17 protein-coding genes and 2 pseudogenes are annotated in these 26,989 nt (G+C 63.0%); 12 read left to right on the top strand and 7 right to left on the bottom strand.

The window, feature by feature from the left end; translation table 11 throughout:
• Positions 1-13 precede the first annotated feature (13 nt).
• From LPN01_RS04795 to LPN01_RS04775, 5 genes are all read right to left on the bottom strand, one after another.
• Positions 14-886, bottom strand: a complete 873-nt coding sequence (locus LPN01_RS04795) for an undecaprenyl-diphosphate phosphatase (RefSeq protein WP_262827217.1) — start codon at positions 884-886, stop codon at positions 14-16.
• A 51-nt stretch (positions 887-937) separates the two neighbouring features.
• A complete protein-coding gene (locus tag LPN01_RS04790; RefSeq protein WP_262827274.1) occupies positions 938-2,884 on the bottom strand; it encodes a cytochrome c/FTR1 family iron permease in 1,947 nt (648 codons plus the stop codon).
• Between the two features lie 167 nt (positions 2,885-3,051).
• Entirely contained in the window at positions 3,052-4,269 is a 1,218-nt protein-coding gene (locus tag LPN01_RS04785) for an aspartyl protease family protein (protein ID WP_262827273.1), read from the bottom strand.
• Positions 4,270-4,758: 489 nt separating this feature from the next.
• On the bottom strand, positions 4,759-7,782 hold the full coding sequence (locus LPN01_RS04780) for a heavy metal translocating P-type ATPase (RefSeq protein ID WP_262827216.1): 3,024 nt from the start codon (positions 7,780-7,782) through the stop codon (positions 4,759-4,761).
• Positions 7,783-8,099: 317 nt separating this feature from the next.
• Entirely contained in the window at positions 8,100-8,498 is a 399-nt protein-coding gene (locus LPN01_RS04775) for a MerR family transcriptional regulator (protein ID WP_262827272.1), read from the bottom strand.
• A gap of 77 nt (positions 8,499-8,575) precedes the next feature.
• Here LPN01_RS04775 and LPN01_RS04770 point away from each other — a divergent pair, with 77 nt between their 5' ends.
• The 12 genes and pseudogenes from LPN01_RS04770 to LPN01_RS04715 all read left to right on the top strand — a co-directional run.
• Entirely contained in the window at positions 8,576-9,208 is a 633-nt protein-coding gene (locus tag LPN01_RS04770) for a cation transporter (RefSeq protein ID WP_262827215.1), read from the top strand.
• A gap of 44 nt (positions 9,209-9,252) precedes the next feature.
• Entirely contained in the window at positions 9,253-10,554 is a 1,302-nt protein-coding gene (locus LPN01_RS04765) for a TolC family protein (protein WP_316746898.1), read from the top strand.
• Positions 10,555-10,639: 85 nt separating this feature from the next.
• Entirely contained in the window at positions 10,640-11,809 is a 1,170-nt protein-coding gene (locus tag LPN01_RS04760) for an efflux RND transporter periplasmic adaptor subunit (protein WP_262827212.1), read from the top strand.
• 3 nt (positions 11,810-11,812) lie between these two features.
• Positions 11,813-15,055, top strand: coding sequence for an efflux RND transporter permease subunit (locus LPN01_RS04755; RefSeq protein ID WP_262827211.1), 3,243 nt, complete (start codon positions 11,813-11,815; stop codon positions 15,053-15,055).
• A gap of 22 nt (positions 15,056-15,077) precedes the next feature.
• Complete coding sequence (locus LPN01_RS04750; protein WP_410482799.1) at positions 15,078-15,410, top strand: DUF190 domain-containing protein; 333 nt, start codon at positions 15,078-15,080, stop codon at positions 15,408-15,410.
• Positions 15,411-15,425: 15 nt separating this feature from the next.
• Positions 15,426-15,911: an SRPBCC domain-containing protein gene (locus LPN01_RS04745; protein ID WP_262827209.1), complete on the top strand. Its 486-nt coding sequence runs from the start codon at positions 15,426-15,428 to the stop codon at positions 15,909-15,911.
• Between the two features lie 55 nt (positions 15,912-15,966).
• On the top strand, positions 15,967-17,238 hold the full coding sequence (locus LPN01_RS04740) for a sodium:proton exchanger (protein WP_262827208.1): 1,272 nt from the start codon (positions 15,967-15,969) through the stop codon (positions 17,236-17,238).
• 117 nt (positions 17,239-17,355) lie between these two features.
• On the top strand, positions 17,356-17,841 hold the full coding sequence (gene lspA, locus LPN01_RS04735) for a signal peptidase II (RefSeq protein ID WP_262827206.1): 486 nt from the start codon (positions 17,356-17,358) through the stop codon (positions 17,839-17,841).
• Complete coding sequence (locus tag LPN01_RS04730) at positions 17,841-19,997, top strand: NAD(+) synthase (RefSeq protein ID WP_262827205.1); 2,157 nt, start codon at positions 17,841-17,843, stop codon at positions 19,995-19,997. The genes lspA and LPN01_RS04730 overlap by 1 nt, the downstream gene beginning before the upstream one ends.
• Positions 19,998-20,492: 495 nt before the next feature.
• Entirely contained in the window at positions 20,493-20,747 is a 255-nt protein-coding gene (locus LPN01_RS04725; protein WP_262827204.1) for a hypothetical protein, read from the top strand.
• Positions 20,748-22,222: 1,475 nt separating this feature from the next.
• Complete coding sequence (locus tag LPN01_RS04720; protein WP_262827203.1) at positions 22,223-22,972, top strand: TolC family protein; 750 nt, start codon at positions 22,223-22,225, stop codon at positions 22,970-22,972.
• A pseudogene (locus LPN01_RS04715) lies at positions 22,914-25,376 on the top strand (efflux RND transporter permease subunit); the annotation flags it as partial. The gene LPN01_RS04720 and the pseudogene LPN01_RS04715, both read left to right, overlap by 59 nt.
• 61 nt (positions 25,377-25,437) lie before the next feature.
• Here the strand turns inward: LPN01_RS04715 and LPN01_RS04710 are convergent.
• Together LPN01_RS04710 and LPN01_RS04705 are read right to left on the bottom strand one after the other, a co-directional pair.
• A pseudogene (locus LPN01_RS04710) lies at positions 25,438-25,785 on the bottom strand (RES family NAD+ phosphorylase); the annotation flags it as partial.
• Between the two features lie 86 nt (positions 25,786-25,871).
• On the bottom strand, positions 25,872-26,303 hold the full coding sequence (locus LPN01_RS04705; RefSeq protein ID WP_262827201.1) for an antitoxin Xre/MbcA/ParS toxin-binding domain-containing protein: 432 nt from the start codon (positions 26,301-26,303) through the stop codon (positions 25,872-25,874).
• Positions 26,304-26,989 lie beyond the last annotated feature (686 nt).

Genomic DNA, 26,989 nt, shown 5'->3' with positions numbered 1-26,989 from the left:
TAGGCCGATCGCGTCAGCCCAGGGATCCTCGTGCTATCATGACAAGCAGAAAGATACCCAGGACGCCGCGATATATCACAAAAGGCCAGGCCGAGAATCGCTCGAGAACGCTCATCAATGCCCAAATTGCAGCGAAGGCGGCAATCGAGGCGGTGAGCAGGCCAACGGCCAGCACTGACCAGCCATGCACGTCGAGCCCTGCGCGATGAAGTTCCCACAGCTCCTTAAGTCCGGCAAGGGCGATCGCTGGAATGCCGAGCAAAAAGGAGAAGCGCGCGGCTTCCTCACGCTTAAATCCCAGCGCCAACGCAGCACTCAAGGTCGAACCAGACCGCGAAACACCAGGGATCAGGGCGCCAACCTGAGCAAGACCAACCAAAAACGCGTCTCTAAGGGACGCATTCTCGACCGTACGGCGATGCCGAGCGCTGATCTCCGCCAGCGCCATCACGCACGCCATTCCGATGCAGGCCCAGCCGATTACGGTAAGACTTCGAAGCGGCGACGCACATCGATTGAGGACAGGGCTAAGCGCAGCTCCGGCAAACAGGATCGGGAGCGTGCCAAGTCCAATCCAGAGAGACAGCCGGAGTTCTGCATCGTGGAATTTTCGCTGCATGATCGCGGAGACAGAGCCGGTTGCCAGCCGGGCGACGTCCTGCCGGAAGTAGCTGATCACGGCCACTAGCGCTGCAAGCTGCATCGCCGCCGAGAAGGCGGTGCCAGGATCGTGCCAGCCCAACAGTGCCGGCACGATCCGCATGTGAGCGGTTGAGGAAATCGGGAGGAGTTCGGTTATTCCTTGGACCACTCCCAGCCACGCCACCTTGATGTAGCCAAGCGACACGAAGCTGGTATCCGCGCCAGAGGAGCACGCAGCCGTCATCGGATACGCGCCTTTATTGGTCGTTCAATCAACATAGAGCGGTCGCTAACGTCATTCAGCAGGCGCGGGGTTAAGGGGGCGCAATCCCTTAAGTCGGTTGAGTGAGAAGCCCACGACGATTGCTACCGCCATCAAAAGCTGGGCGGCGATGGACTGCCAGGTCGGAAACAGGCCCAGCATCGAAAGGCGGGGTAGGTCTGCGATCGGGGAAATGGCAACGATGTCCGCTTCTTGTAACGCCGCGACTCCCTTACCGGCGAGTACGACGGTCAGGCCCGCCATCAGCCACGAGCTATAAGCGAACACTTTGGCGATCGGGAGTTGTCGGCTGTAGCGCAGCATCGCCCGGGCGATCACGCCGAGCATCGCGACGGCCACCCCGGCACCAGCCAAAAGCGCGCCGCCACTCCCTTGGGTCCACAGCGCCGCATAGAACAGGATCGTCTCGAACACCTCACGATAGACCACTAGGAACGCGAGTCCGAACAGGAACCAAGCCGAACGCCCCGACAGCGCGTGCGTCATTTTCGCCCGGATATAGCGTTGCCACTGATCGGCCTGCGCCTTGCCGTGCATCCAGATTCCGACCGAGAGCAGGACCACGGCCGCGAACAGCGATCCGAACCCTTCCGTCAGCTCCCGACTCGCGCCGCTGATTCCGATCGCGTAGGTGGCGACCACCCAGGTCAGCAGGCCCGCGACGATCGCCGCGGCCCAACCCCCATGCACATAGGGCAGGACTTCAGACCGCTCCGCCTTGCGGAGGAACGCGATCATGGCGACCACGATGAGCAGAGCTTCCAGACCCTCGCGCAGCAGGATCGTGAACGCGCCGAGGAACGTCGAGGCGGCGCTGGATGCGCCGGGGGCCAACGCCGCCTCGGCATCGTCAAACAACCCGTTCAGCACGAGGGCGCGGTTCTCCAGATCATCAAGCGCCGCACCTTGATCTACGGCGGCGCGATACTCTCCCATCGCGCCTTCGATCCGGGTGAGCAGCGTCGCGTCGCGTGCCCCTAGCGTTGGCTCAATCGCTTCAAAACCGTCGAGATAGGCCGACAGCGCCAGTTCCTTGGCGGCACGGGGATCACCTTTGCGGGCGGCATCTACGCTTGCCGCGAGTTTTTGGCGGACGAGCGATAGCGACGCCGGCCTTTGTTCGACCACAGCTTCCGGGTGACGGCGCAGAAAACCCATGACAGCCAGCGCGCGCTTCTCGCCGATGCTATCCGCCAGCTCGGCGGGGGTGAGCCCGACGAGCGTCTTCAGGTCCGGCACCCGCTTGTGGAGTGAAGGGTCGGCCTTCCACAGCCGCTCACCTTCGCGCGCCTGTTCGTCAGTCACAGCAAAGCTGCCGGCGCGAAATGCGAGCGCCCAGCGGTCCTGGTTTGGCAGATCGGAGAAGCTCTGCATCGCCGTTCCGTCGATGCCTTGAGTGATGGCCTGATAGAGCGCGAACACGCTCCGCTGGCGCGCGCGCTCGGCGTCCGTGAACGCAATTGGCGGCGTGGTGAGTTTCGCCGCGTCCGGCCCATGCCCGTTCCCTGTCGCACCGTGGCACGCAGCGCAGGTCGATCCGAACAGGGCCGCACCCCGCGCAAAGTCAGGAGGGGAAGCAGGCGCGAGCGGCACGGGATAGGCTTGGAGCAGATCGACCGCCAACCCGTGCGCAAGCGCCGCAACCTCTTGCGGCGTGCCCTTGCGGGCAATCACGCCTTGCAGGCGCGCCGCGCCGGCGAGCAGCGCTGAACGCTGAGTCTTGGGCGGGAGCGTGGCGAGCCGCGACGATACGGAGTGCGCGAATTCCGTCATCTCGGCATATTCGGTGGTGTTCTTGATCCGGCCGCCCTCCACCGCGCCGCCATAATCGACCGCCAGATAGTCGAGCAGTCGCCATGCGGTTTGCACATCGTTGGGATTGGCGGCCGGCTCGGCCCGGAGGGTGGCCGGGGCTAAGACGCCGAGCAAAATAGCTAGTGCGTGTGCCAAAAGGCGCATCATCGGACGGCGGATCATAGCCTGCGCGCGTGCGCAGGGACTCGCGGCAGGGCTTGGGTAGAACGAGAACATACGATCGTCCTACAACCTCTAGCAGGTAGAGGGTCAAGCGATTTGCGACCCGCTCGCATTAGCATCTGCTAAATCCGTGGCCGCAGACTGACTTCTCAGTAATAGTCGGCGAGCTTGAGCACCCGCGTCGTCCCGTCCGCGAGCTTGAGCGTCACCCGAGTTCCTGCTTGGCCGTAGCGCCACTGCCAAAGCAGTCCCCGCGTATAGGAGCCGTCGATGGGACGACCGTTCACGGCTACGACGTGCTCGCCAACACCCCAGCCCGCTTGAGCCGCGGGACTGCCGGATGCCACATGTACGACGGTCAGTTCAGTTGCGGAGGCGGCGAGACCCAGGCCGCTTCGATCCTTCAACATTGGCAATCGTGCCCGAGGCGGTGCGGACCGTAGCCACAACCACCCTTGCGAAACATCGAGCACGATGTCGAATTGGCCCAGGAGCGGCAGACCGATATTGCCCAGTGTGCTTGCAGAGGTCCAACGATCAAGTGCAAGCGCCGGAACCGCGGCGATCGAGAGCGCGCCCAGGCTTACCTTGTCGGCGGTAAACGGCTTGACGATTTGCACCCCCTCGACCCCGCCAAGGGCGGCGGTAGAGACGGTCTTGCCCGCAAGAAGGGAGTGAGCCTCGATATAGGAGGAGGAGAGGATCAGCGCCGACGAACTCCCAAAATCGAGCATCAGCGGCACCGGGTCGAGACCGGCGATGGACGCGAGCACGAACAATTCCTGTTTGGCACCGTGCCCGAGCGGAAGTGCCGTCCATTCCGGTCCCGCCACGAAGCTGGCGGGCTTCTCGAATGCGAACCGTCGCGTTGCGAAATCGAGCGCCACGCAGCCACCGGCAAGAACATCCGCCCCGAGCAACATATCGACAGGGCGTCCGAACGCGGCGGAAATCGCCCCGAGATCGGCTACAACCGCAAAAGGCAGGACACGCGCTTGTCCGCCAAGCACAACTTCGACATTGCGGACCAGTCCGACTGGAGCCTTGCCGCTCAGGCCGTTGATCCGTCGCGGCTCCAGGTTCGACATTCCGAGCTTTGCAGCAAGCGGCTTGCTGATGATGGACGCGCCGCTCCCGCTGTCGAGCACCGCCTCGATCGCTACGCCGGACATCTTGGCCGGCACGATCAGCAGGTCGCCGGTCCCGACCTCCAGGGGACGCCAGATTGGGGGCGTGGCAAAGCCAGCCCAAGACTCGCGGCTCTCGGTCCTTGCCGCCCACAGCGGAGGCGGATTGCTCGTTACGATGAGACCAGCACCGATATACTTAAGTGCCGAGCGCCGAGCGATGCACCGGCTAGTCTCCATTTCAGTTCTGTTTTCCACCAAATTTCCAATCGATTCTCACCGATTTGCAGAGAGGGTTGAGCTCTAGTTACATGCTGCAGCTACTAGAGGATCAAGCCCCGAACTACATACGAGACGCCTTGTAACGGGTCGAGCGATTAGAAGCACTTCGAGGAGCCCGCCGCAAGGAAGGGATAAGGATGCTTTGTGCCAGCTGCACGTGTTCCGATACCAGAGTCGATCTGAATATCATGCCCGATGATGTACGCCGCCACGACGTCGAGAACCACTGAGGCGTGCCCAACCTTCTCTTCGGGATATTTTGAGCTCGGTACCGACTGCAGCCGCTGGCGCCGGACCCAACAATATACCTATCGAGCGAAAGAGCGTGACAAGAGCGTGACAAGAGCGTCCGACGGATCGCGTTCATGGTCTTCGTCGGAGTTGCGCACAGGCGGCCTCTAAGAATTTGCTTCAAGCCCAAAATATCACTGGTCGGGTGAAAGTTGATCAAGCAGGCTTGAGAAGGCCGGTCGGAGATATTGGCAAGGTCGGCCCCTGCCCTCTGTGAAGTAGTCTGAGACCGTTCAGGACCACGAGCAGCGAGGCCCCGACATCCGCGGCGATTGCACCCCATAACGATGCAACGCCGATTAGCGTCAGAGCCAAAAAGAGCAGCTTCACCGCCAGCGAGAAACCGACGTTTTGCCTTACGACAGCAAGCGTCGCCCGCGAATGCCGGATCAGCCAGGGCAGCTTGGAGAGGTCGTCCGACATAAGCGCGATGTCCGCGGTCTCGATCGCCGCGTCGCTGCCCATGGCGCCCATTGCGATGCCAAGGTTTGCGCGGCCCATGGCTGGCGCGTCATTGACGCCGTCGCCGACCATCGCGACCGATCCGAAGCGCCGCACGAGATCCTCGACGGCACCAACTTTGTCACCGGGCAACAATTCCGCTTTAACCTCGTCGATGCCGGTCTGCATCGCGATCGCCTGCGCCGTTGCCAGATTGTCGCCTGTGAGCATCACCACATGCTTGACGCCGGCGCGATGGAGTGCCGTCACGATGCTCTTGGCTTCCGGCCTGACCGTGTCGGCGACCGCGATCAGACCATGTACCTTGTCATCGAGGCCGACGGCGACGATTGTGCGCCCCGCACTCGCCAGCCGGTCGGCGTGATCCAGTGCCGCCTGAGCGCCGCCGGTCCGCTCGTCGAGAAAGCGGCGCGAGCCGAGCCAGGCGTCGCGACCGTCGACCAGGCCGGTAACTCCACGACCCATGATCGCCCTGAGCTCGTCGGCGGGCACAAAGGTGAGCGCCTGCTCGGTCGCCTTGGCAAGGATGGCGCGAGCAATCGGATGTTCGCTCCGCGCTTCGAGCGCGGCCGCCAATCCTAGCAGCTCCGCCACGCTGCGGCCGTCGAAGGGCAGGAACTCGACGACCTGAGGTTCGCCCCTGGTGAGCGTGCCGGTCTTGTCCATGGCGATGGCTTGCAGCCTCGCCGGCGTTTCAAGATAAGTTCCGCCTTTGATTAGCACGCCCTGCTTGGCGGCGCCCGCGAGCGCCGCGACAATCGTAACCGGGGTCGAGATGACGAGCGCACAGGGACAAGCAATCACCAGCAATACTAGCGCGCGATAGAACCAAGTCTCCCATCCGCTGCCGAAAACGAGCGGAGGAACCAAGAAGACGGCTAGGGCGAGCGCCATGACGACGGGCGTGTATATCCGGGCGAATTTCTCGACCCATTGCTCGCTCGGTGCGCGTCGGCTCTGGGCTGACCCGACCATCCGAATGATCTGCGCCAGCGTCGTGTCGTTCGCAGCCTTTGTCGTGAGGACGTCGAGAACTCCCTCCCCATTGATCGTTCCCGCGAACACTTCCGCGCCGATGGTCTTCGCGACCGGAACGCTCTCGCCGGTGATTGGCGCCTGGTTGACCTCACTTTCGCCGGTTGAGACGATTCCATCAAGCGGAACCTTTTCTCCGGGCCGTATGACGAGGTGCGCGCCCATTGCGACCTCGCCGGCGGGCACATCGTGTTCGCTTCCGTCCTCGTGCCGAACGCGGGCTGTTAGCGGCGCGAGCTCCATCAACGCGGCGACCGCGCGTCGTGCTCGGCCAAGGCTCCATGCTTCGAGCGCCAGCGCGAGCGCAAAGAAGAAGGACACTGTCGCTGCTTCGAACCAGGCTCCAATGCCGATCGCGCCCGCAACCGCGATCATCATCAGCAGGTTCATGTCCGGACGCAACCGTCTGGCCGACAGCCACGCCTTCGGCGCGACGTAGCGGACAGCCGCCAAAATCGCGAGGGTGTAGAGTATTTTGCTGATGAGCGGTGTCGATCCGGCGGCGGCCTCGCCCGCCTCGAAGGCCGCGACGATGCCGCCAACCAGCCATGCGTGCGCCGCGAAGCCGAGTGCTGAAAAGACCCCGCTGGCGCTAGTCAGCCAGGTCTGAAGTCGCCGCCGACGGTCGTCGGCCACCGAAGCGTCGCTGGTGCTGCCCTCGATCCACGGCTCAGCGCGCAGACCGGCGCGCTGGACGGCTTTCTCGATCCGCGCTTCGAGTTCTGTATCGGGCGCTCGGCCGATTGCCATGCGGCCATTCAACAGGTCGAAGGACAAGGCTTCCTCGCCTACGATCGGACCGACTTCCCGTTTCAACGCCGCGATCTCGTCGGCGCAATCCATGCCGTGGATGCGAAAGACCATTCCGCCGACGATGTGTGTTGGAACGGGAGGCGAGAGTGCCTCCGCCCCGCTCGGCTCGCAGCCGCAGACTTCAGACGGTTGGGCGTGCAAAGCCGGTGACGGTGTCGCTTGCGAAGGTTCGCTCTTTGATGAAGCCTGCAATCCGGTGTTGCCAATGGCCGTCGTGATGGCTGCTCGATCCGCGCCGTTGGGCAGGACGGTCAGCGCGCCTGTCTCGGTGTCAAACGCGAGCGCGCCCTCGCCGACAAGCGGCGCAAGCTCCTTGGTCAGTGCGGCGACTTGGTCCCGCGCTTGCAGTTCTGGAATTCGAAAGAGCAACGCAGCAACCATGGGATCGCCGAGGATAGTGCCTCGCAAGCCTGCCGACATCAGACGATCGAGTATATCATCGACCGTTGCGCGCGCTTGGCGCGCGACGGTCATGCGACCCTGCGTGGTGTCGAAGAACAGGAACGTGTCGCCTCCAACCAGCGAGCCGATCTCGCGTTTAAGCTTCGCGACCTCATTCGCGCAGTCCAGCCCTTCGATCTGAAAGAGCCAAGGACCATCCGCCGATCGAGATGCCAGTTCCGGAGTCAGGTGCGCACGCATGCCGGTCGTGGCGACTGCTTGCTCGATGGCGGCAATATCGATCGACCCGCCAGACTCGACCGTCATAAAGCCGTCAGCAGTATCAAAGGCGAGGTTGGTTCCCTCACCAATCAGTGGACCCACCGCATCGCGCAGCGTTCGGACCTCGTTCTGGCAATCGAGACCTTCAATCTTGAAGCGCCATTGCGGCAACCCAGCTTGGACATCTTGAGAATCTGTCATTGTCATATCACCTCGCTTAGAGCTAAATTGCCAGTGGCTCGGCGTCCGCGTCCGAACTGTCGCGTACCGATCCCTCTTCCGGAAGATCTTGCAGCTTGTTGCTAGCACCCTTGGCTGGAGAGCAGCCAAATCTATCCTATTCCTTTCGCCTGGCTAATAAATCGAGATCCCGACCGAGCTAGTTCAGAGATCATTATCGTTTTAGGAAGCGCGCACCAATAGTTCTTAGTGCTGATGGCGACAAAACGACTCCAGTCTGGTCAAGAGCATAAATTAATCGTTACATTGGCATCACCCATGGTCCGCGGCGAATAACGCGGGAGCTATTTAGCCGGTCGGGCTATTGCCTGAATGACCTTGCAGTCAATCATTGATCGGGCGCAGCAGCCACTTGCGCTCATGGCGGCTAATTCCTCGCGTAAAGCCGAAAGCTGGCGCAGCCGGTGCTCCACACCGATAAGATGGCGCGCCGCGATTTCCGCCGCGGCCGCGCAGTCACGCTCCGGTTGGTCGGCGAGCGCGAGAAGCGAGCGGACTTCCTCGATCGTGAAGCCTAGCCTCCGCCCGTTACGAACGAAGTTCAGCCGGTCCACGTCATCAGCCGCATAGGTACGTCGTCCCGAAGCTGTTCGCACCGGTGACGCGAGCAGTCCAATTTGCTCGTAGAAGCGGATTGTCGTCACCTTCGTCGCGGTCGCGCGCGACAGCTCACCAATTTTCATCACGATCTGATTATCCTTTCTGAAGCGGTTCACATTTCTCTTGCTTCTACAGTAGCTGGAGATTGTAGGGAAGCCGGATGACCGACATCCGAACCGACGCGTGCGCCTGTCATGGCGATGAGAAACGCGCCCAGCATGACCCGGCTTATCGCCGTGCGCTTGCCATCGTTGTGATTCTCAATCTCGGCTTCGGCCTATGCGAGCTGGTGGGGGGCTTCATCGCCGAAAGCCAGGCACTCAAGGCCGACTCGCTGGATTTCATCGGCGACGGCTCGATCAGCCTGCTCGGCTTGCTGGCGCTGGCATGGACAGCGCGCGCCAGGGCGCACGTCGCCTTGACCCAAGGGCTTTTCCTCGGTGCGCTCGGCCTTGGCGTTATAGCGTTCGCCATTTGGCGAGCGTTCAATGCGACGCTGCCCGAGGCGGAGTTGATGGGCATGATCGGCATCGTCGCGCTGGCGGTGAATGTCAGCGCGGCGCTGGTGCTGTCCCGCTTCCGCGAGGGTGACGCCAATGTGCGCGCAATCTGGTTGTTCAGCCGCAACGATGCGATCGCCAACGTCGCGGTGATCGTCGCGGCAGGGCTCGTCGCCTGGACGGGTAGCGCGTGGCCCGACCTCGGTGTCGCAGGCGTGATTGCGCTCCTCTTCCTTCATTCAGCCTATGACATCGTCCGCAACGCGCGGGCGGAACTTCGGCCGGCAACATAGGGGTGCGCAGGATGATCGTTCCGCTGCGCGCAGTGTCGTGCATATTGAATGCAACGCTGGTCGCGTGCCTCGCCGGCGCATCGGCCGCGCAGGCGCAAACGGAATCACAATCGGGGGGGGCAACGACGCCGACCGGTGCGACGACTTCGACCGGGGCAGATGTGCTTAGCCTTGAAGCAGCCCTGTCTCAGGGCGGCGCCGCTTCGCCCTCGATTGCAGCATCGACTGCGGGCGTTCAGGCGGTCACGGCTGCCCGGACGATAGCCGGATTGCGGCCCAACCCCGAAGTTCAGTTGCAAGTCGAAAATCTAGCGGGTTCGGGCCAATATCGAGGCCTCCGCAGGGCTGAATCAAGCGTTGGAGTTGCTCTGCCTCTGGAGCTAGGAGGCAAGCGCAGCGCGCGGCTTGCGCTGGCGAACGCACGACTGACCCGGGCTGAGATCCAGACCGCAATCGCCGTTGCGGACCTTCGGCTCCGGATCACGCAGCTCTATGTCGAGGCGGCCGCAGCCGAGCGTCGCACAGAAGTGCTTTCGGAGCAGTCTGCTATCGCAGCAAATGCGTTGCGGATCGCGAGCGAACGCGTACGTGCCGGCGCGGCGTCGCCAATCGAGCAGCAACGCGCTGATGTCCTCCGAATCAACGCACAGGTTGCTGCCGACAGTGCGGGGCGGCAGGCACAGGCTGCGAGGTTCAATCTTGCCGCACTCATCGGTCGCCCGATCACGGGATCGCTTGACCGCGCCTGGTTCGATCAGGTCGCGAGTCTCTATGGACCAGCTCAGCGTGTCGAGGTTGAAGCGACGCTTGCTTTTGCCGCGGCCACCGCCGACGTTCGGGCGGCGGATGCGCAGGTTCGGCTGGCTCGCGCGTCACGCATTCCCAACATCACGATCAGCGCAGGCGCCCGCCGTATCGCGGAGACTAATGACACTGCCGCCGTGATCGGCGTGAGTGTCCCCATCCCGATCTTCAACAATGGCCGGGCCTTTGTTAGTCAGTCGCAAGCCGAGCAGACGCAGGCTCAGGCGCTGCGCTCGCTCGTGGCACTCGATACCCGTCAGGACATCGCCCGTGCGCAAACCGAGGTCGCCAACGCTGCCGCAACTGCACGCGCGACCGGAGGCCCAGGCCTCACCGCTGCAGCTGAGGCAGCCAGGATCGCGCGTATCGGTTACGCCCAAGGCAAGTTCGACCAAATCGCGCTGCTAGACGCCGAGCGGACGCTGTCCCAAACCCGGCAAGCATATGTCGATGCGCTTGCCGCCTACCACGATGCAGAAGCGAGATTGCAGCGTCTGACAACGCCAGCCACCCTCGCCAATGGCGAGGCGCGGCAGCCATGAACCCTGAACACACGCCAGGTTCCGGTCGCACGTGCCTTGGGCATGTATCGTATGCTTGCGCCTCGTCTTATCTTGGAGAACACCTATGATGCTTCAAGATAAGCGCGTGCTTGGCGGTGCGACCGGTGTTGCGTTGATCGCCGCGCTCGGTGGTTTTGCGGTTGCGCGCTGTACCACGGGCGGTTCGACGCCTGTCGTGTCCCCGGCCAACGTTCCTGCGGCTGAACCGGTCAAGGAGAACAAGCCGGATACCTTGGCAATGACGGCACAAGCAGTGCAGCAAGCTGGTATCGCGACTGAAGCGGTCAAGGCAGGCGGTCTGGGTGCCGAAATCGTCAGCCAAGCGACGGTGGCAGCCTCCCCAACCGGCGAGGCGATCGTAACAGCGAGAGCCGGAGGGGCGGTGACGCGCCTGCTCAAGCGTCTGGGAGATCCCGTAAGAGCAGGCGAAGCGCTCGCGATCGTCGAGAGCCGTGAAGCTGCTCAATTCGCGGCGGACCGCACGGTCGCAGCGGCAAAAGCAGCGCTGGCGCAAAAGGCTTTGGCACGAGAGCAGTATTTGTACCGGCAGAAAGTATCGGCGCGGGTCGATCTCGAGCAGGCTCAGGCCGGGGCGACCTCCGCAGCGGCAGAGGCGCGACGCGCGCAGGTCGCCGCGGGAGCGGCAAACGTCACGAGTGATGGTCGCGGTGTCGTCCTCGCAAGTCCGATCACAGGACGCGTGACCGCGGAAAACGTAAGTCTTGGGGCGTTCGTTCAACCCGAGACCGAACTTTTCCGGGTTGCCGATCCCGCCAAAATTCAGATCGAGGCCGCAGTCGGTCCGGCTGATGCTCAACGTCTGTCGCCGGGCGACCGCGCGATTGTCGAACTGCCGGACGGGCGAACGTTGGAGGGACGTGTCCGGGCGGTAACGCCGGGTTTGAGCGGCGAGACCCGTTCGGCAACCGCTGTTCTGGACGTGCCAGGCGCGCTCCAGCCAGGGTTGGCCCTCCGCGTGCGGCTCCTCCCGAGCCGCGGCGATCTCTCTAATGCGATCGCGGTTCCAGATGATGCGGTACAAAGCCTTGAAGGCCGCGACGTGGTCTTCGTCCGTACGGCGAAGGGCTTTCGCGCCCAGAACGTCACGATCGGCCAGCGCAGCAATGGCCGGGTCGAGATCGTCAAGGGCCTGGCACCGGGAAGCCAGATCGCGACCAGAAACGCATTCCTGCTCAAGGCCGAACTGGGCAAGGGCGCGGGCGAGGAAGAATAGATCATGATCGCCAACCTCATGGCGCTCTCCGTCCGCATGCGTTGGACGGTGCTCGCCCTTTTCCTAGTCATCGGCGGCCTCGGCCTTTGGCAGCTTACGAAGCTGCCAATCGATGCGGTGCCAGACATCACGACCAATCAGGTTCAGATCAACACGATCGACCCGCGCCTTTCGCCGGTCGAAATTGAAAAACTCGTCACCTATCCCATCGAAATCGCGCTCGCCGGTATTCCCGGGTTAGAAACAACGCGTTCGATCTCGCGCAACGGTTTCAGCCAGGTCAGTGCGATCTTCACCGACAGCACCGACCTCTACTTCGCACGCCAACAGGTCGGCGAGCGCCTGCGCCAGGCAACCAAAAATCTTCCAGACGGCGTGCAGCCGCAGGTTGGACCGGTGTCGACCGGCCTCGGCGAGATCGTCATGTATACCGTTGGCTACGCCAACCCCGACGGCAAGGGCGCGAAGAAAGTCGCCGGCCAACCCGGCTGGCAGCCTGACGGGAGCTACCTGACACCCGAAGGCGAGCGGCTGACCGATGCGGTGGCCAAGGCGAGCTACCTGCGTACGGTGCAGGACTGGATTATCGGCCCTCAGCTTCGATCCGTCGGCGGCGTCGCCGGCGTCGACTCTATCGGCGGTTTCGCCAAAACCTTTGTGGTCGAACCGGACCCGACCAAACTCGGCAGTTTCGGCATCTCGTATAGCGAGCTTGGTCAAGCTCTCGAGAACGCCAATCTTGCGGTCGGCGCCAATTACTACAACCGTGGCGGTGAAGCCTATCTCGTCCGCGTAGACTCCCGTGTTCGAACCGTTGACGAGATCCGCAACGCTGTAGCAGCGACACGGGGCGGAACCCCGATCACGATCGGCCAGATCGCGAATGTCCGTGTTGGTGGCGACTTGCGGACCGGTGCCGGCAGCATGAACGGCCAGGAAGCGGTGATCGGCACGGTGCTGATGCTGATTGGCCAGAACAGCCGGGTCGTGGCCGAACAAGCGACCACCAAGCTTAATCAAATAACCAAGACGCTTCCACCTGGCATTCAGGTGAAGGTGGTGCTGAACCGCGCTGAGCTGGTCGGTGCGACGGTGGCTACGGTCCAGCGCAACCTGACTGAGGGCGCGATCCTCGTCGCCGTGGCGTTGTTCCTGCTGCTCGGCAATTGGCGCGCGGCAGTGATCGCGGTTCTGGTCATTCCGTTCTCGTTCCTGATGATGGCAATGGGTATGAACGCGTTCAGCGTGCCCGGCAATTTGATGAGCCTGGGGGCGCTCGACTTTGGTCTGATCGTCGACGGCGCCGTCATCATCATCGAGAACTGCCTTGCCAGACTCGCGCACCGACAGGAACATGAAGGCCGACTGCTCTCGCTGCGGGAACGGCTAGAGGAGACGATGCGAGCATCGCAGGAGATGATCAAGCCGACCGTCTTTGGTCAGGCGATCATCCTGCTCGCCTTCGCTCCGCTGCTCACATTTACCGGCACCGAAGGCAAGACGTTCTCGCCAATGGCGATCACGATCATGCTCGCTCTGGTGGCTGCCTTCGTCTTGGCGATCACGCTGGTGCCGGCACTGGTAGCGATCCTGATCCGCGGCAAAGTCGCGGAGAAGGACGTATGGCTGATCCGCAAGTCCAAGGAGCGGTACCTGCCCGCGCTGGACAAGGCGATCGCGCGGCCTTGGCCGTTCATCCTCGGCGGCTTAGCCTTCTTCCTGGCCGCGATCCCCGCCTTCGGCTTGCTGGGATCGGAATTCATTCCTCAACTCGACGAAAAAAATCTCGCTTTTGCGTCGACGCGCGTACCCTCGGTCAGCCTTGAACAATCGCTGTTGATGGAACGCAAGGTCGAGGAGGCGGTGATCAAAATCCCGGAAGTCGCCTTAATGTTTTCAAAGACCGGTATCGCGGAAGCCGCAACCGACCCGGCGCCGCCGAACGTTTCGGACGGCTTTGTCATTCTGAAGCCGCAGGAGGAATGGGCCAAGGGCACGACCAAAGCCGACGTTGTTGCCAAGATCCAAAAAGCGACCGGCGGACTGCTCGGCAATCTCTACGAGGTCAGTCAGCCGATCCAGCTCCGTTTCAACGAGCTGATCGCGGGTGTTCGCGGCGACGTCGCGATTAAGATCTACGGCGACGACCTTGACAAGATGGCGCAGACTGCAGGCGAGATGGTGCGGGTGCTCCAGACAATACCTGGCGCGGCCAGCGTCAAAGCGGAACAAGTCGGTGGCGCGCCGGCGCTCGACGTGAGGCTTGATCGTGCCGCGATCGCGCGGTTCGGCCTGACCATTCGCGATGTTGCGGACACCGTCGCGGCGGGGCTCGGCGGCCGAGAATCAGGGCTTGTATACGAGGGCGACCGGCGTTTCGATGTCACCGTGCGCGTGCCCGACGCGACACGCGCCAATCTCGACGACATCCGGTCGCTGCCGGTCCTGTTGCCCGAGGTCGCCGGACGGCCGCGCGGCCAGGTGCCGCTCGCGCAAGTGGCGCAAATCCGGCTGACCGAAGGGTTGAACCAGATCAGCCGGGAGAACGGCAAGCGCCGCGTGGTCGTTCAGGTCAATCTCGGCGGACGCGATGCCGGTTCGTTCGTGCAGGAGGCGCAGGCGAAGATCGCACAGGTGAAGCTGCCGGCTGGCTACTACCTCGAATGGGGTGGTCAGTTCGAAAACCTGGCCGCGGCATCGAAGCGGCTGTCGATCGTAGTGCCGCTGTGCTTCCTAGCGATCTTCGGGCTGCTTTACATGGCGCTTGGCGGCTTCGGGAGGGCGGCGTCGGTGTTCCTGGCAGTTCCCTTGGGCCTTGCCGGTGGCGTGTTTACGCTGGCTCTGACGGGCATCAACTTCTCGGTATCGGCTGCTGTCGGATTCATCTGCCTGGCCGGCGTCGCTGTTCTCAACGGCCTGGTGGTAATGACCGCCATCCGGGAGCGATTGGAGGCAGGACTGGCGACTGCACAAGCCATCCGCGACGGCATGGCCGACAAGATGCGCGCCGTGGTGATGACCGGGTTCGTACCGGCAATCGGTTTCGTACCGATGGCGCTTGCGCACGGTACTGGTGCCGAGGTGCAGAAACCACTCGCGACGACCGTCATCGGTGGTTTGATCGCAGCGACGATTCTTACGCTTCTGGTGCTACCGGCCATCGCCACTGTCGTCCTGGGAGCAGGCGAGCGCCTCGCGGCCAGACGAACTCTCAAGTCGACACTGGCCGAGCCGGTTGAGGCGTGAAGAGAAGGAACAACGAATGACTATGAAGTTGTTGCGCATCTACACGGATGAGTCGGCCTACTACGGCGACCGGAAGGTGTTCCAGGAGATCGCAGCGCGGGCTAAGGAGGCCCGGGTTGCCGGCGTGACAATCCTGGAGGCGTTAATTGGCTTTGGCCAATCAGTGCATTTGCACCAGCGCCACGTTCTCGAAAGTGATCGTGCGGTTGTAATCGAGATCGTTGAGGACGAGCGACGCGTCCGTGCGTTTGCAGACCAACTTTCGGATATCCCGGGTATTGGCTTGATGACGCTGGAAGCGATCGAAGTGATCGGCGGGGCATCCTCCCTCATCTCCAATACAAACTCGGATTGAAATGAATGTGGCTCTATGTTTGAGGTCGATAGCTCGATAGCTCTTTCGGCGCCAGTAGGGCGCGTCTGGCGCGTACTGTCGGACTTCAACCATTATCGGGAGTGGCATCCGTTCATATCGCTGACGGGCGCAGGCGCGTTTGAGTCCATTTTGACGTTGGAGCACAAGACCAGGATACGTTCGCTGCCGCCAATCAGCGCGCAAGCCAGGGTGATTAGATATGTGCCTAACGCCAGCGTGGCTTGGCAGATGCGCGTTGGACGTCTGATCGCGGCCGAAGAGGGCTTCGAGCTTGTAAAGATCGATCAACGCACGGAGGTGCGCCATCACATGCGGTGCGGCGGCATTGTGTCAGTGCTCGGGATTGGGATGGTCCAGCGACGAATGCGCGATGCTTTGGCCGCCACGAACAAATGCCTTTCAAGCTTTCTCGCGCGAGGAACGACGATTACCCGTTACGCGCCGTTGCAAAACCGACCGGGGAAGCGGAACGCAAAATGAATTTATTGCGTACCGCGGCTCGGACAAGAACCATGGTCAAAAGGATACCGTGCCGATGGCTTTGACTTCCCCCGAGAGTTCACCGCCTTCATTACGCCGCTTTGCGCTATTGCTAGGCCTTGTCGGCGCCACGATGATCCCGGCTGTCATCCTGCGGATCGAAGGCTGGCGGCCCAACCCGCTGCTCGACACCTTTGTTTTTGGAGCGGCCATTCTTGCCGCAGGCTTCCTCCTTTCGTGGGGCGCGGAGGCGGCCGAGAAACGCATTTCTGCGGGGTTGATCGTGGCGATCATCGCGCTGATCACCGTACTGCCCGAATATGCCGTCGATTTTTATTACGCCTATTCGGCGGGTGCAAACCCGGGATCGAATTACGTCCATTATGCCGCAGCCAATATGACCGGTGCAAATCGGCTGCTCGTCGGCCTTGCATGGCCGCTGCTCGTGCTACTTCATTGGCGTCGCACGCGAGAGCGCGCGATTTCGCTGCTGCCCGCGAACCGGACCGAGATTCTCTTCCTGCTGCTTCCAAGCATCTACGCCTTCGTCATCGTGGCAAAAGGCCGGATTTCTCCGATCGACACCGTCGTGCTGGTCGCGCTGTTCGGCCTGTATATGTGGCGCGCGAGCCGGAAAGAGATTGGTGCGGACGCCGACGACGACGATGACGACGAGCCCGGCCCGGCCGCCGCGCTGATGCTGCTTTCACCTCTTCGCCAGTGGTTGGCGATGGGAACGCTGACGATCGTCGCAGCCGCCATCATTCTTGTATCTGCCGAGCCCTTCGCCGAGTCGATGATCGAGTCAGGCCGCCTTTTAGGGTTCGACGAGTTCTTGCTGATTCAGTGGCTCGCGCCGCTCGCGAGCGAAGCCCCCGCTGTCGTCGTGGCGGCGCTGTTCGTGCTGTCGGGCCGCGCCCAGACCGGGCTCGCGACGATGATGTCCGACAAGATCAACCAATGGACGCTGCTTGTCGGCATGTTGCCGCTGGCGGTCGGCTTGGGCGCGGGGCACCTGACGAGCCTGCCGCTCGACGCACGCCAGCATGAGGAATTTTTCCTCACCGCCGCGCAATCGCTATTCGGGATCGGCTTGCTACTTCGTTTCCGTTTAAGTCTGGCAGGCGCGGCTGCTTTGGCCGTCCTTTTCGTCGTCCAGGTGACCTTGGCGGTGATTTGGCAGAACAACGAACCCCGCATCGTCAACACGTTGACATGGCTAGCTTGGGGCTACCTGGTACTCGCGGCTATCTTGTTCCTGACAAACCTCCAAGCTCTTGCTGCGCTGTTCAGCAGAACCGGGCGCCGCGACGGTCAACGTGGTTAAACTACCACCCGGCACGTCCGCGGGCGGCGTGAGTTCGTTGTATAAAAAGCCCGCCACTGTGGACCTGACAACCCGACATCGAAGCCCGGGAATGCGCAGCCCCTGGAGCGTAGATCTATGAGGAGCGCCGCCGCGTGGCTGGGGGCCGGGCTTGCCGTAACCGTGGACCAGCTGACCAAGGCAGCGGCCTTCAAGTTCGTTGCGAGCCACGGCGAGATACAAGTCGCCCCCTTCCTTAACGTCACGTCCGGCATGAACACTGGCGTTGCTTTCGGGCTCGCCACAAGGGGCGACCCGATCCTGCTGATCGCGGTCGCCGCAGCCGTTATAACGGTCGTCCTCGTGATGATCGTGCGGGCGGCGAGTCCTATCTGCCGCGCCGCGCTGGGTATGATCCTCGGTGGCGGCATCGGTAATATTGGTGACAGGCTGAGATTCGGAGCCGTACGGGACTTCGTCGACCTCCACTGGGGCGGATATCACTGGCCGACGTTCAATCTGGCCGACGCGTTCATCACCGTAGGCGTCGCGATCGTGCTCATTGCTAGCGATCCGTCCGACGGTAAGTCGGAGCCACGATCCACGCACCGTGGAGACAAGTGATGTCGGGAACGGGAATGAACGAGCGAGCGCCACCTAAGGCAGCCGACTTCCTGTCGATCTACCAGCAAGGCTTCGTCAGGGTCGCCGCCTGCCGTCCCATGTGCAGGGTCGCGGACCCGGCGTTCAACCTCGAGGAGATGCTGAGACTTGCCCGTGAGGGGAGCGATGAAGGGGTCGCGCTGATGGTCTTCCCGGAGCTCGGGCTATCCGGCTATTCCATCGACGATCTCCTCCTGCAGCGAGCGCTGCTCGACGAGGTCGAGGGACGACTTCTAGAGCTGGTCGCCAAGAGCCGCGATCTCCGCCCGGTTCTCCTCGTCGGGGCGCCGCTTCGCCGTGAGGGGCGTCTCTACAACTGTGCCGTCGCGGTCCACCGGGGTCGTATCCTCGGCGTCGTGCCGAAGGGGCACCTACCCAACTACCGCGAGTTCTACGAGAAGCGGTGGTTCGCCTCCGGACGGGACGTGCGCGGCGAGATCCCCATCGGAGGTGAACCCGTCCCGTTCGGGATGGACCTCCTGTTCCAGGCGGAAGATGTCGATGGCCTGATCTTCCACACCGAAATATGCGAGGACGTCTGGGCGCCTGCACCGCCCAGCGACTTCGCCGCGCTCGCCGGCGCACTGATCCTGACGAACCTCTCGGCCAGCAACATCGTGGTGGGGAAAGCAGACACGCGGCGGCGCCTCTGCGAGATCCAGTCCGGCCGCTGCTGGGCCGCCTACATCTACTCGGCGGCCGGACACGGGGAATCGACGACCGATCTAGCCTGGGATGGCCAGGCCTGTATTTACGAGCTGGGGGCTCAGCTCGCGGAAACGGAGCGCTTCAGCGCTGAGTCCCAGATGGCCGTCGCGGACATCGACATTGAGCGGCTGCAATTAGAGCGCATGCGAACCGGCACGTTTAACGAGGCCGCGATCGCCAATGGCATGCCAGACCGGCGCTTCCGACGCGTGTCCTTTCGCTTCGAGCCGCCGCAGGGCAACTTAGGCCTGCGGCGATGCATCGATCGATTCCCCTTCGTGCCCGACGACCCAGCCCGTCTCGACCAAGACTGCTACGAGGCATTCAACATCCAGGTGAGTGGGCTCGCGCAGCGGCTTGAGGCGACCCGGATAGGCAAGATCTGCATCGGCGTGTCCGGAGGGTTGGATTCGACCCACGCCTTGATCGTCGCGGCGAAGGCGTTTGATTTACTCGGGCGTCCACGCACCGACATCCTCGGCTTCACCATGCCCGGCTTCGCCACCAGCAGCAGGACCAGGTCCAATGCGCACGCGCTGATGAGAGGGCTGGGCGTGACAGCCGAGGAAATCGACATCAGGCCGCTGGCCATTCAGATGCTGAGGGATCTGCGGCACCCGTTCGCGAGCGGCGAGCCGGTCTACGACACGACCTTCGAGAACGTGCAGGCGGGGATCCGGACCGACCTCCTGTTCAGGGCCGCCAATCAGCGTGACGGCCTGGTGCTCGGGACCGGCAACATGTCGGAACTAGCGCTTGGCTGGTGCACCTACGGCGTCGGCGACCAGATGAGCCACTACAATGTGAACGGCTCGCTTCCGAAGACCCTCATTCAGCACCTCATCCGGCGGACGGCGTTGAACCGGCTATTCGACGCCGAAGTGACCGACATTCTGCTCGACGTGCTCGGGACGACGATATCGCCGGAGCTCATCCCGCAGTCGTCCGAGGGCCAGTCGCAGAGCACCGAGGACAAGATCGGTCCTTACGAACTCCACGACTTCTCGATCTACTATCTCACCCGGTTCGGGCTGCGACCCTCCAAGATCGCCTTTCTGGCGCTTCACGCCTGGCAGGATGCCGCCGCGGGCAACTGGCCGCCGGGCTTCCCGGAGGAGCAAAAGCGATCCTACAGCATATCCACCATCCGCGACTGGCTCGACGTCTTCCTGCGCCGCTTCTTCGCCAACCAGTTCAAGCGCTCCGCCCTGCCAAACGGACCGAAAGTCACGACAGGCGGTTCGCTGTCGCCGCGCGGTGACTGGCGCGCGCCCTCGGACGCCGACGGCCAGATTTGGATCAACGAGCTGCGCAGCAACGTGCCCGACGACCTCAAGGCGTCGGATGAGGATGCTTCGACGCAGGATCCCCCGAAGGTGTCCACGGAGGGCAGGCCCATTGTCCGATGACTTCCGCGCCCGACCGTCCCGCAGATTAAGAAGCACGGCGACAGCGCCATTCCGAGAACGCCGAATAGGCAGCCGGGCGTGAGCGCGACAGAGGCGTCGTTTCGGGGCGGCCCCGTCGAAGGTGGCGAGAGTGAACGGCAGCAAGCTGGAGCGAACAACGATGGCGGAGCATCCAAAGCCTTCGAACATGGCCGCAGAACGGTCGGGCATCCGTAGACGGGCGGCGTCGGCCTTCCTGCTGTGCGCCGTGGTGCTGGGCGTCGCCACCTTGTGGCTGCCCGAACAGATCGAGCTGCCACGGGGGACCGCCGCGCGGCTCGCCTTCGCTGCGCGCGCGAGCCTCCTCGTCATGCTGTGGCTCGCAGTGGGGGTGGGCATCGTGTCGACCATCCGGCGCTACTCGGCGCATGACAATCCCGGTTCCGCCTTCGCCGCGCCAAGCGACCGGCTGAAGGTGCCGCTCGCATTCCTTCAAACACGCTCGAGCAGGCGACGATGGCGAGCATCGCCTTCCTGGCGCTCGCCACCCTCGATGGCGACGCCCCGCTCGAATTCATTACGGGCGCCGTGGTCCTGTTCGCGGTAGGACGGGTCACGTTCCTGCGCGGCTATCCACATGGAGCGACCGGTAAAGCCTTCGGGATGGCGACGACGGCACTACCGACCCTCATCGCGTTCGCCTGGATCATCATCGACATCTGCGCTGACCTGGCCCGCGGCGCCACCCAGCTTGGAGGAGGCGCAACATGACACCGAACGCCCGGCGCGAAGCGCACAGGCCGGAACGGCAGCGTCGGCGCCACCACCCCGGGACGGGCGGCTGGACCGCACGGCGGCCTTCCTCCGCAGACCCTACGATTACGTCCAAGAGACATACGCCCGTCTTGGCTCAAACCTGTTCGGTCGCGCCCGATGGAGCATTAAAAAAAGTGCTTGATCCTTTAGTAGCTGTAGAAGCTATGTCAGTCTGATTACGGCGTCCACGAAGGTCGGTCGGACACGTGACAAAGGAGGATCACATGATTGCTCTACGTGTACAGATCGCATTAGCGACCGCCGCAACGGCCACACTTGTTAGCGGGTGTGCCACCAGTCAGGGCCAGCAAGCGCGCGCATCAGGCCAAAATGCGCGCTGTGTTCGAGAGTTTGGACCATCAGGGAAGGTGCCGCCCGTGGTCATAAAATGCCCGCAAAAACGCTGATCTGCCTCGGTTCAAAGTTGCAGGGGCATAGCCGCAGCTCTTAATGCGCGCGGCCTTAAATGGTGCGATCACTCCCCGCCTGCCGTGCCCCTGGGCGGGGAGACCATAATCCGGCACATCAGCTCGCGGCGTTTGCTAGCGGCATTCCCAATTAGGGGCCTTCGGTGCGTCTCCCCGCGAATGGTGATTATGTAACCGACCACCTAGGCTTCGCGAATTGACATTCACGACTGACACGCAAACAAGGCTCCCGTGAAGACTCTTCTCCACCTTGTCCTGCTATTCGGCGCGATGATCGGCCTAATGGGCCAGTCGACTGCTATGGCGATGGCACCAGTGACGGTAGCGGGTGCGCAGATGGCTGCAATCGCCGATATGGGTAATTGCACCGAGGTCGCGGCACCTATGCAGGGTGGCATGCCTTGCAAGAAAATCACCTGGCAGTGCATCGCAGCGATGGGGTGTGGGTCCCCAGCTATTTCGCTGCCCACCGTTAGAACCGAAACCGCATTGCACATCGCTCCATTGCCTCATGCTCGGCGAGTGATCGCAGCGCTACTGGGCCGTACTGTCGCACCCGAGATCGACCCGCCCGCCTTCCCGATCTGACACCCGAAATCCGTCTGCCTGAGCCGTTTGGGGTTCGAGCGGGCGACCACGATCAGATCAAGGAAGACATCATGAAGAAATTTATCACGCGCGCGCTTGCGTGTGCCGTCGCCCTCGTCGCGACCAGCTCCGCGTTTGCCGCACAGTCGCCGTCAGAAGGTCATTACGAATGGCGTGCTTCAGGGCAACAGCGCCCCGGAATCCGCGCGCCATTGTTAGCGCCCGAGCGCGTTTGGGTTGCAAATCGCGCTAGGATGAGCCGGGCGAGCGATTGCACGCGCATGATGGCGACCAGCGAGGCCACAGACGCGGCATCGTGCATGGCGCATTGCGCCTCCTGACACCGACCAAGCGATAAATGTGACGGCCGGTGAAGCAGATGCTTCACCGGCTGGGCTCGCGACGGGGACCATCATGATTAAACCGGCTTTCTACGGCGCGGCGCTGGCTGTCGTGCTGTTCGCGGCAACGGCACAGGCCGAGCCGCTGACTTTTGACGCAGCGCTCGCACGTGCGCGTGACAACGCGCCGTCGTTGAGGGCCAAAGGCGCGGGCGCGGACTCAGCCCGGGCCGCCCGCGGCGCGGCCGGTGCGCTCCCCGATCCGAAGCTCGCGATTGGCTACGACAGCTTCCCTATCTCGGGACCGCTGGCGTTCGAGCCGCAACGCGACAACTTTTCCTGGGTTCGATTCGGCGTAACGCAGGACATTCCAAACGCCGCTAAGCGGCACGCGCGGCAGGCGCGCGCCGACACCGACATTACCGCCGCCGATGCCGAAGGCGTCGCCGAGGGGCGGACGGTGGAAGTCGGGACCGCCGTTGCATGGATCACGCTGGCCTATGCCGAAAAAAGACTGGCGGCGCTCGACGCGGTGCGCGGGCGACTCGACCGGCTCGTACAGGTGACGCCCAGCGCGGTCGCGTCGGGCAGCGCACGGCCCGCACAAGTGCTTGCCGGTCGCCAGTCGCTCGCCGCGCTCGATGACCGCCGTGACGAACTCGCCTCCGCAGTCGCGCGAGCGCGGGCCGACCTGATTCGTTGGACAGGCAACTCGAGAGTCGAAATCGCTGGCCCCGTTCCGGACTTCTCCGTCAACGAGGCGCGTCGAGATGGCCGAGGCGGAGTATATCGTCCGCGCGACCGGCTATCTGACCTCGCTTGACGATTTCCGCGCCGTGCCGCTCAGGACCGCAGCGGGCGGCGTCCCGGTTCGACTGAGCGACGTGGCGACCATCCAGCTCGGCCCGGACATGCGCCGCGGTCTGGCCGAGCTGAACGGCGAGGGCGAGGTCGCCGGCGGCGTCATTGTCATGCGGCAGGGCAAGAACGCCCGCGAAGTGATCGACGGCGTGCGGGCCAAGCTGGTCGATTTGAAAAGAAGCCTGCCGCCCGGCGTGGAGGTCGTCACCACCTATGATCGTTCTGGGTTGATCGACCGTGCGGTCGACAATTTGAAAAGTAAATTGCTGGAAGAGTTCATCGTCGTCGCGCTCGTCTGCGCGCTTTTCCTCTGGCACGTCCGATCGGCGCTGGTCGCGATCCTCACGCTTCCGCTTGGTATCCTGTTTGCGCTAATCGTGATGCGGGTGCAGGGCGTCAACGCCAACATCATGTCACTCAGCGGCATCGCCATCGCGATCGGCGCGATGGTCGACGGCGCGATTGTGATGATCGAGAACGCGCACAAGCACATCGAGCATTGGGAGCGCGATCACCCCAACGCCGAGTTGAAGGGTGCCGAGCGCTGGCGCGTCATCACCGACGCAGCGGCCGAGGTAGGTCCCGCGCTGTTCCTCAGCCTCCTCATCATCGCGCTATCGTTCGTTCCGGTCTTCTCGTTGCAAGGCCAGGAGGGGCGGTTGTTTGCACCGCTCGCCTTCACCAAGACCTATGCGATGGCCGGCGCGGCGATCCTGTCAATCACGCTCGTCCCCGTCCTCATGGGGTTCCTGATCCGGGGCAGGATACCCGCTGAAAGCGCCAACCCCATCAACCGCGGATTGACGCACCTCTACCGCCCCGCGCTCGATTGGGCGCTAGCGCGGCCCAAGCAGCTTCTGGTGATCGCCGGACTGGTGTTCGCCACCAGCCTATGGCCGATCAGCCAGCTTGGCGGGGAGTTCATACCGCAGATTCAGGAAGGCGACCTACTCTACATGCCGTCCGCGCTGCCGGGCATATCGACCGCAAAGGCCGCGCAGCTCCTTCAACTGACCGACCGGCTCATCAAGACCGTGCCCGAGGTGGAAAGCGTGTTCGGTAAGGCGGGGCGCGCGGACACCGCGACCGATCCGGCGCCGCTGGAGATGTTCGAGACCACCATTCGCCTCAAACCCCAGAACCAGTGGCGATCGGGAATGACGCAGGACAAGCTGATCGAGCAGCTCGACAACACTGTGAAGGTGCCCGGCCTCGCCAATTTCTGGATTCCCCCGATACGCAACCGGATCGAGATGCTGTCGACGGGGATCAAGAGTCCGATCGGGATCAAGGTCGCCGGACCCAATCTTGCAGAGATCGACGCCGCCGCGCGCCAGATCGAAGCCGTGGCGAAGACCGTGCCAGGGGTCAGTTCGGCGCTTGCCGAGCGGCTGACGGGTGGGCGCTATATCGACGTCATCATCAACCGCGCGGCGGCGTCGCGGTATGGCATGAACATCGCCGACGTGCAGGAGATCGTTTCCGGCGCAATCGGCGGTGAGACGATTGGCCAGACCGTCGAAGGGCTCGCGCGCTACCCGATCAGCGTGCGCTACCCGCGCGAGCTGCGTGGCAGCCTCAACGATCTGCGCAATCTGCCGATCGTTACGCCCTCGCTCCAGCAGATTACGCTGGGCACTGTCGCCGACGTCCGAATTACTGAGGGGCCACCGATGTTGCGCAGCGAAAACGGCCGCCCAGTGACGTGGATCTACATCGACGGCCGCGGTTCGTCGCTGACGACGATCGTTGGGGGACTTCAGCGTGCGGTATCCGGCCGGGTCAAGCTGCCTCCCGGCGTCAGTGTAACCTACACAGGCCAGTTCGAGTATCTGCAACGCGCAGTCGAGCGGTTGAAAATCGTTGTTCCTGCCACGCTGCTGATTATCTTCCTGCTCCTCTACGCGACCTTTCGGCGGTTCGATGAGGCGGCGCTGATCATGGGCACGTTGCCGTTTGCGCTGACCGGCGGTGTTTGGCTGCTCTACCTGCTCGGTTACAACCAGTCGGTTGCGACCAGCGTCGGGTTCATCGCGCTGGCGGGCGTATCGGCTGAGTTCGGGGTGGTGATGCTGATCTACCTGAAACACGCGCTCGCTGAGCGCGGCCCGACGCCCGATCGCAAGGACGTGGAATCCGCGGTCCGCGAGGGTGCGCTACTGCGCGTCCGACCTAAGGCAATGACGGTGGCGGTGATCCTGGCCGGGCTGTTCCCGTTACTGATCGGCAGCGGCACGGGGTCAGAGGTGATGAGCCGCATCGCCGCGCCGATGATCGGCGGGATGCTGACGGCGCCGTTGCTGTCGATGCTGGTGCTCCCAGCCGCCTTCCTGATGCTACGGCGACCGCGGCACGGTAACGGATAGCAGAGCTGCGCTGTAACCCTGAATACTGGGTCAACGGACGTCCAGTGTCGGTCGACGCCCATCAGGACAAGAGGCGCCGATCGAATTGGAACGGCGCCCTGTGCTGGATCGTCACCCGCGCCATGTCGGCATGGCGCACATTGAGCAGCACATTGCGTTCCTGCGGCACCATCACGCTTGCAACCAGAATTGCGGCCGCATCGCCTGCATCAAGGAAAGCATCGCCGGCAGCCCGGCATTCGTCATCCCCGGTCGGACTCGGATCGAGCGTGTGCATCGCCACGTCGTCGGGGATTTCGATCGTCAACATCCGGAGGTCGTCGGGCAGCAGCTCGGCCGGCAGATCGAGATGCACCAGCACTTCCAGCACCGCAAGGCTGGGGCTGGCGGCCGCATATACCATCGGCCGCCCCGCCGAGTTCTAGCGGCCGCCCCATAACCGCGCGCCCTTGCCGTCCAACGCACTGTGGACGGCCTTGCACAATCGATAGGCGATCACGCAGCGATGCCGTGCGCAATCCGTCCCAGCAACGCCTCTACGGCGCGCGCGCCCTGATCCGTATCTGCCATCCCCAACGGGGTTTCCCCGTCCAATGTGCGGTTCTCACGGTTGAGCCAGATATGCGCCTTCTCGCTGTCGGCGAAGGTCTCCTCTGCGGTTGCAACCACGCCGACCATACGTAGCAACCGATCCGACTCCGCCTGGTCCAGCGGCTCGGCACTTAGCTGGCGCCGTTTGAACGTGCGCCGATTTAGGATTTGTGGGTCGATTGCGTTGAACGAGAGGCGGGCCACGCTCAGAAAGTGATCGACCGCCTGGGTCGGCACCCCGCGCCGGATCAAGCGCACGATGTCGCGCTCGTTGTTGAGTGGGCCGGTAATGACCTCACCGCCCAAAAGCTCTCGAATCCGTGCGACCGCGCTCATCGTTCAACCCCAACAATTTGCCGAGCACTATCCAGCATAGTGTCAAGATGGGGTTTCTGTCGTGCAAGTGCAACCGGGGTGCGTTACGTCGGGCACGGCTCTATCGCCGCCTACCGGCGCCGACCGAGACGCCTTCCGGCGTCTCGTCCCATCCGGGTCACGATCCTTGCATGGGGTGCCACGTGGCACACCGAAAGGCGCCCGTTCACACGCAGACGAGGTTCGCTGGCACCGCTATTAGGTCTCCCTTGAGGAATGCGGACACTCGCATCGGGATGCTGGCCACCTAGCTCTGGCGAACGTCGTCCTGACTTATAAATATCCGTCTTGGCCGCGAGCGTGTCCGCCGCGCGACATTGATTGCCCCTGGCCGACGATGACGGCGCGCGAGGAGCGGCGCTAGCTGGACCACGTGGCGGATCTGCCCGAAAATATTTAGTCGATCGGCAACCCCGCTCGGCGTGAAGATTGGGCGGCGCTTGCCGATGCGGCGAGGACAAGGCGCGCGTCATGGCCGAACTTCGCGCTTGCTGGATTGGCACGAGCAAACACGAGCGGAACAACCGCTCGGTATTTCTGCTTGGCATCATTAGACGTCGGCATCCTCGAGTCTGCCGGCCTTGTTGGCCGCGAGGCTGCGCCGGCTAACTTGCGATGGCGCGACTGCATGGTAGCGCGAACCCTGG

This window comes from Sphingomonas sp. A2-49 (assembly GCF_025548555.1).
Classification (GTDB): Bacteria; Pseudomonadota; Alphaproteobacteria; order Sphingomonadales; family Sphingomonadaceae; genus Sphingomonas.
This window is presented reverse-complemented; position numbering and strand designations above follow the sequence as displayed.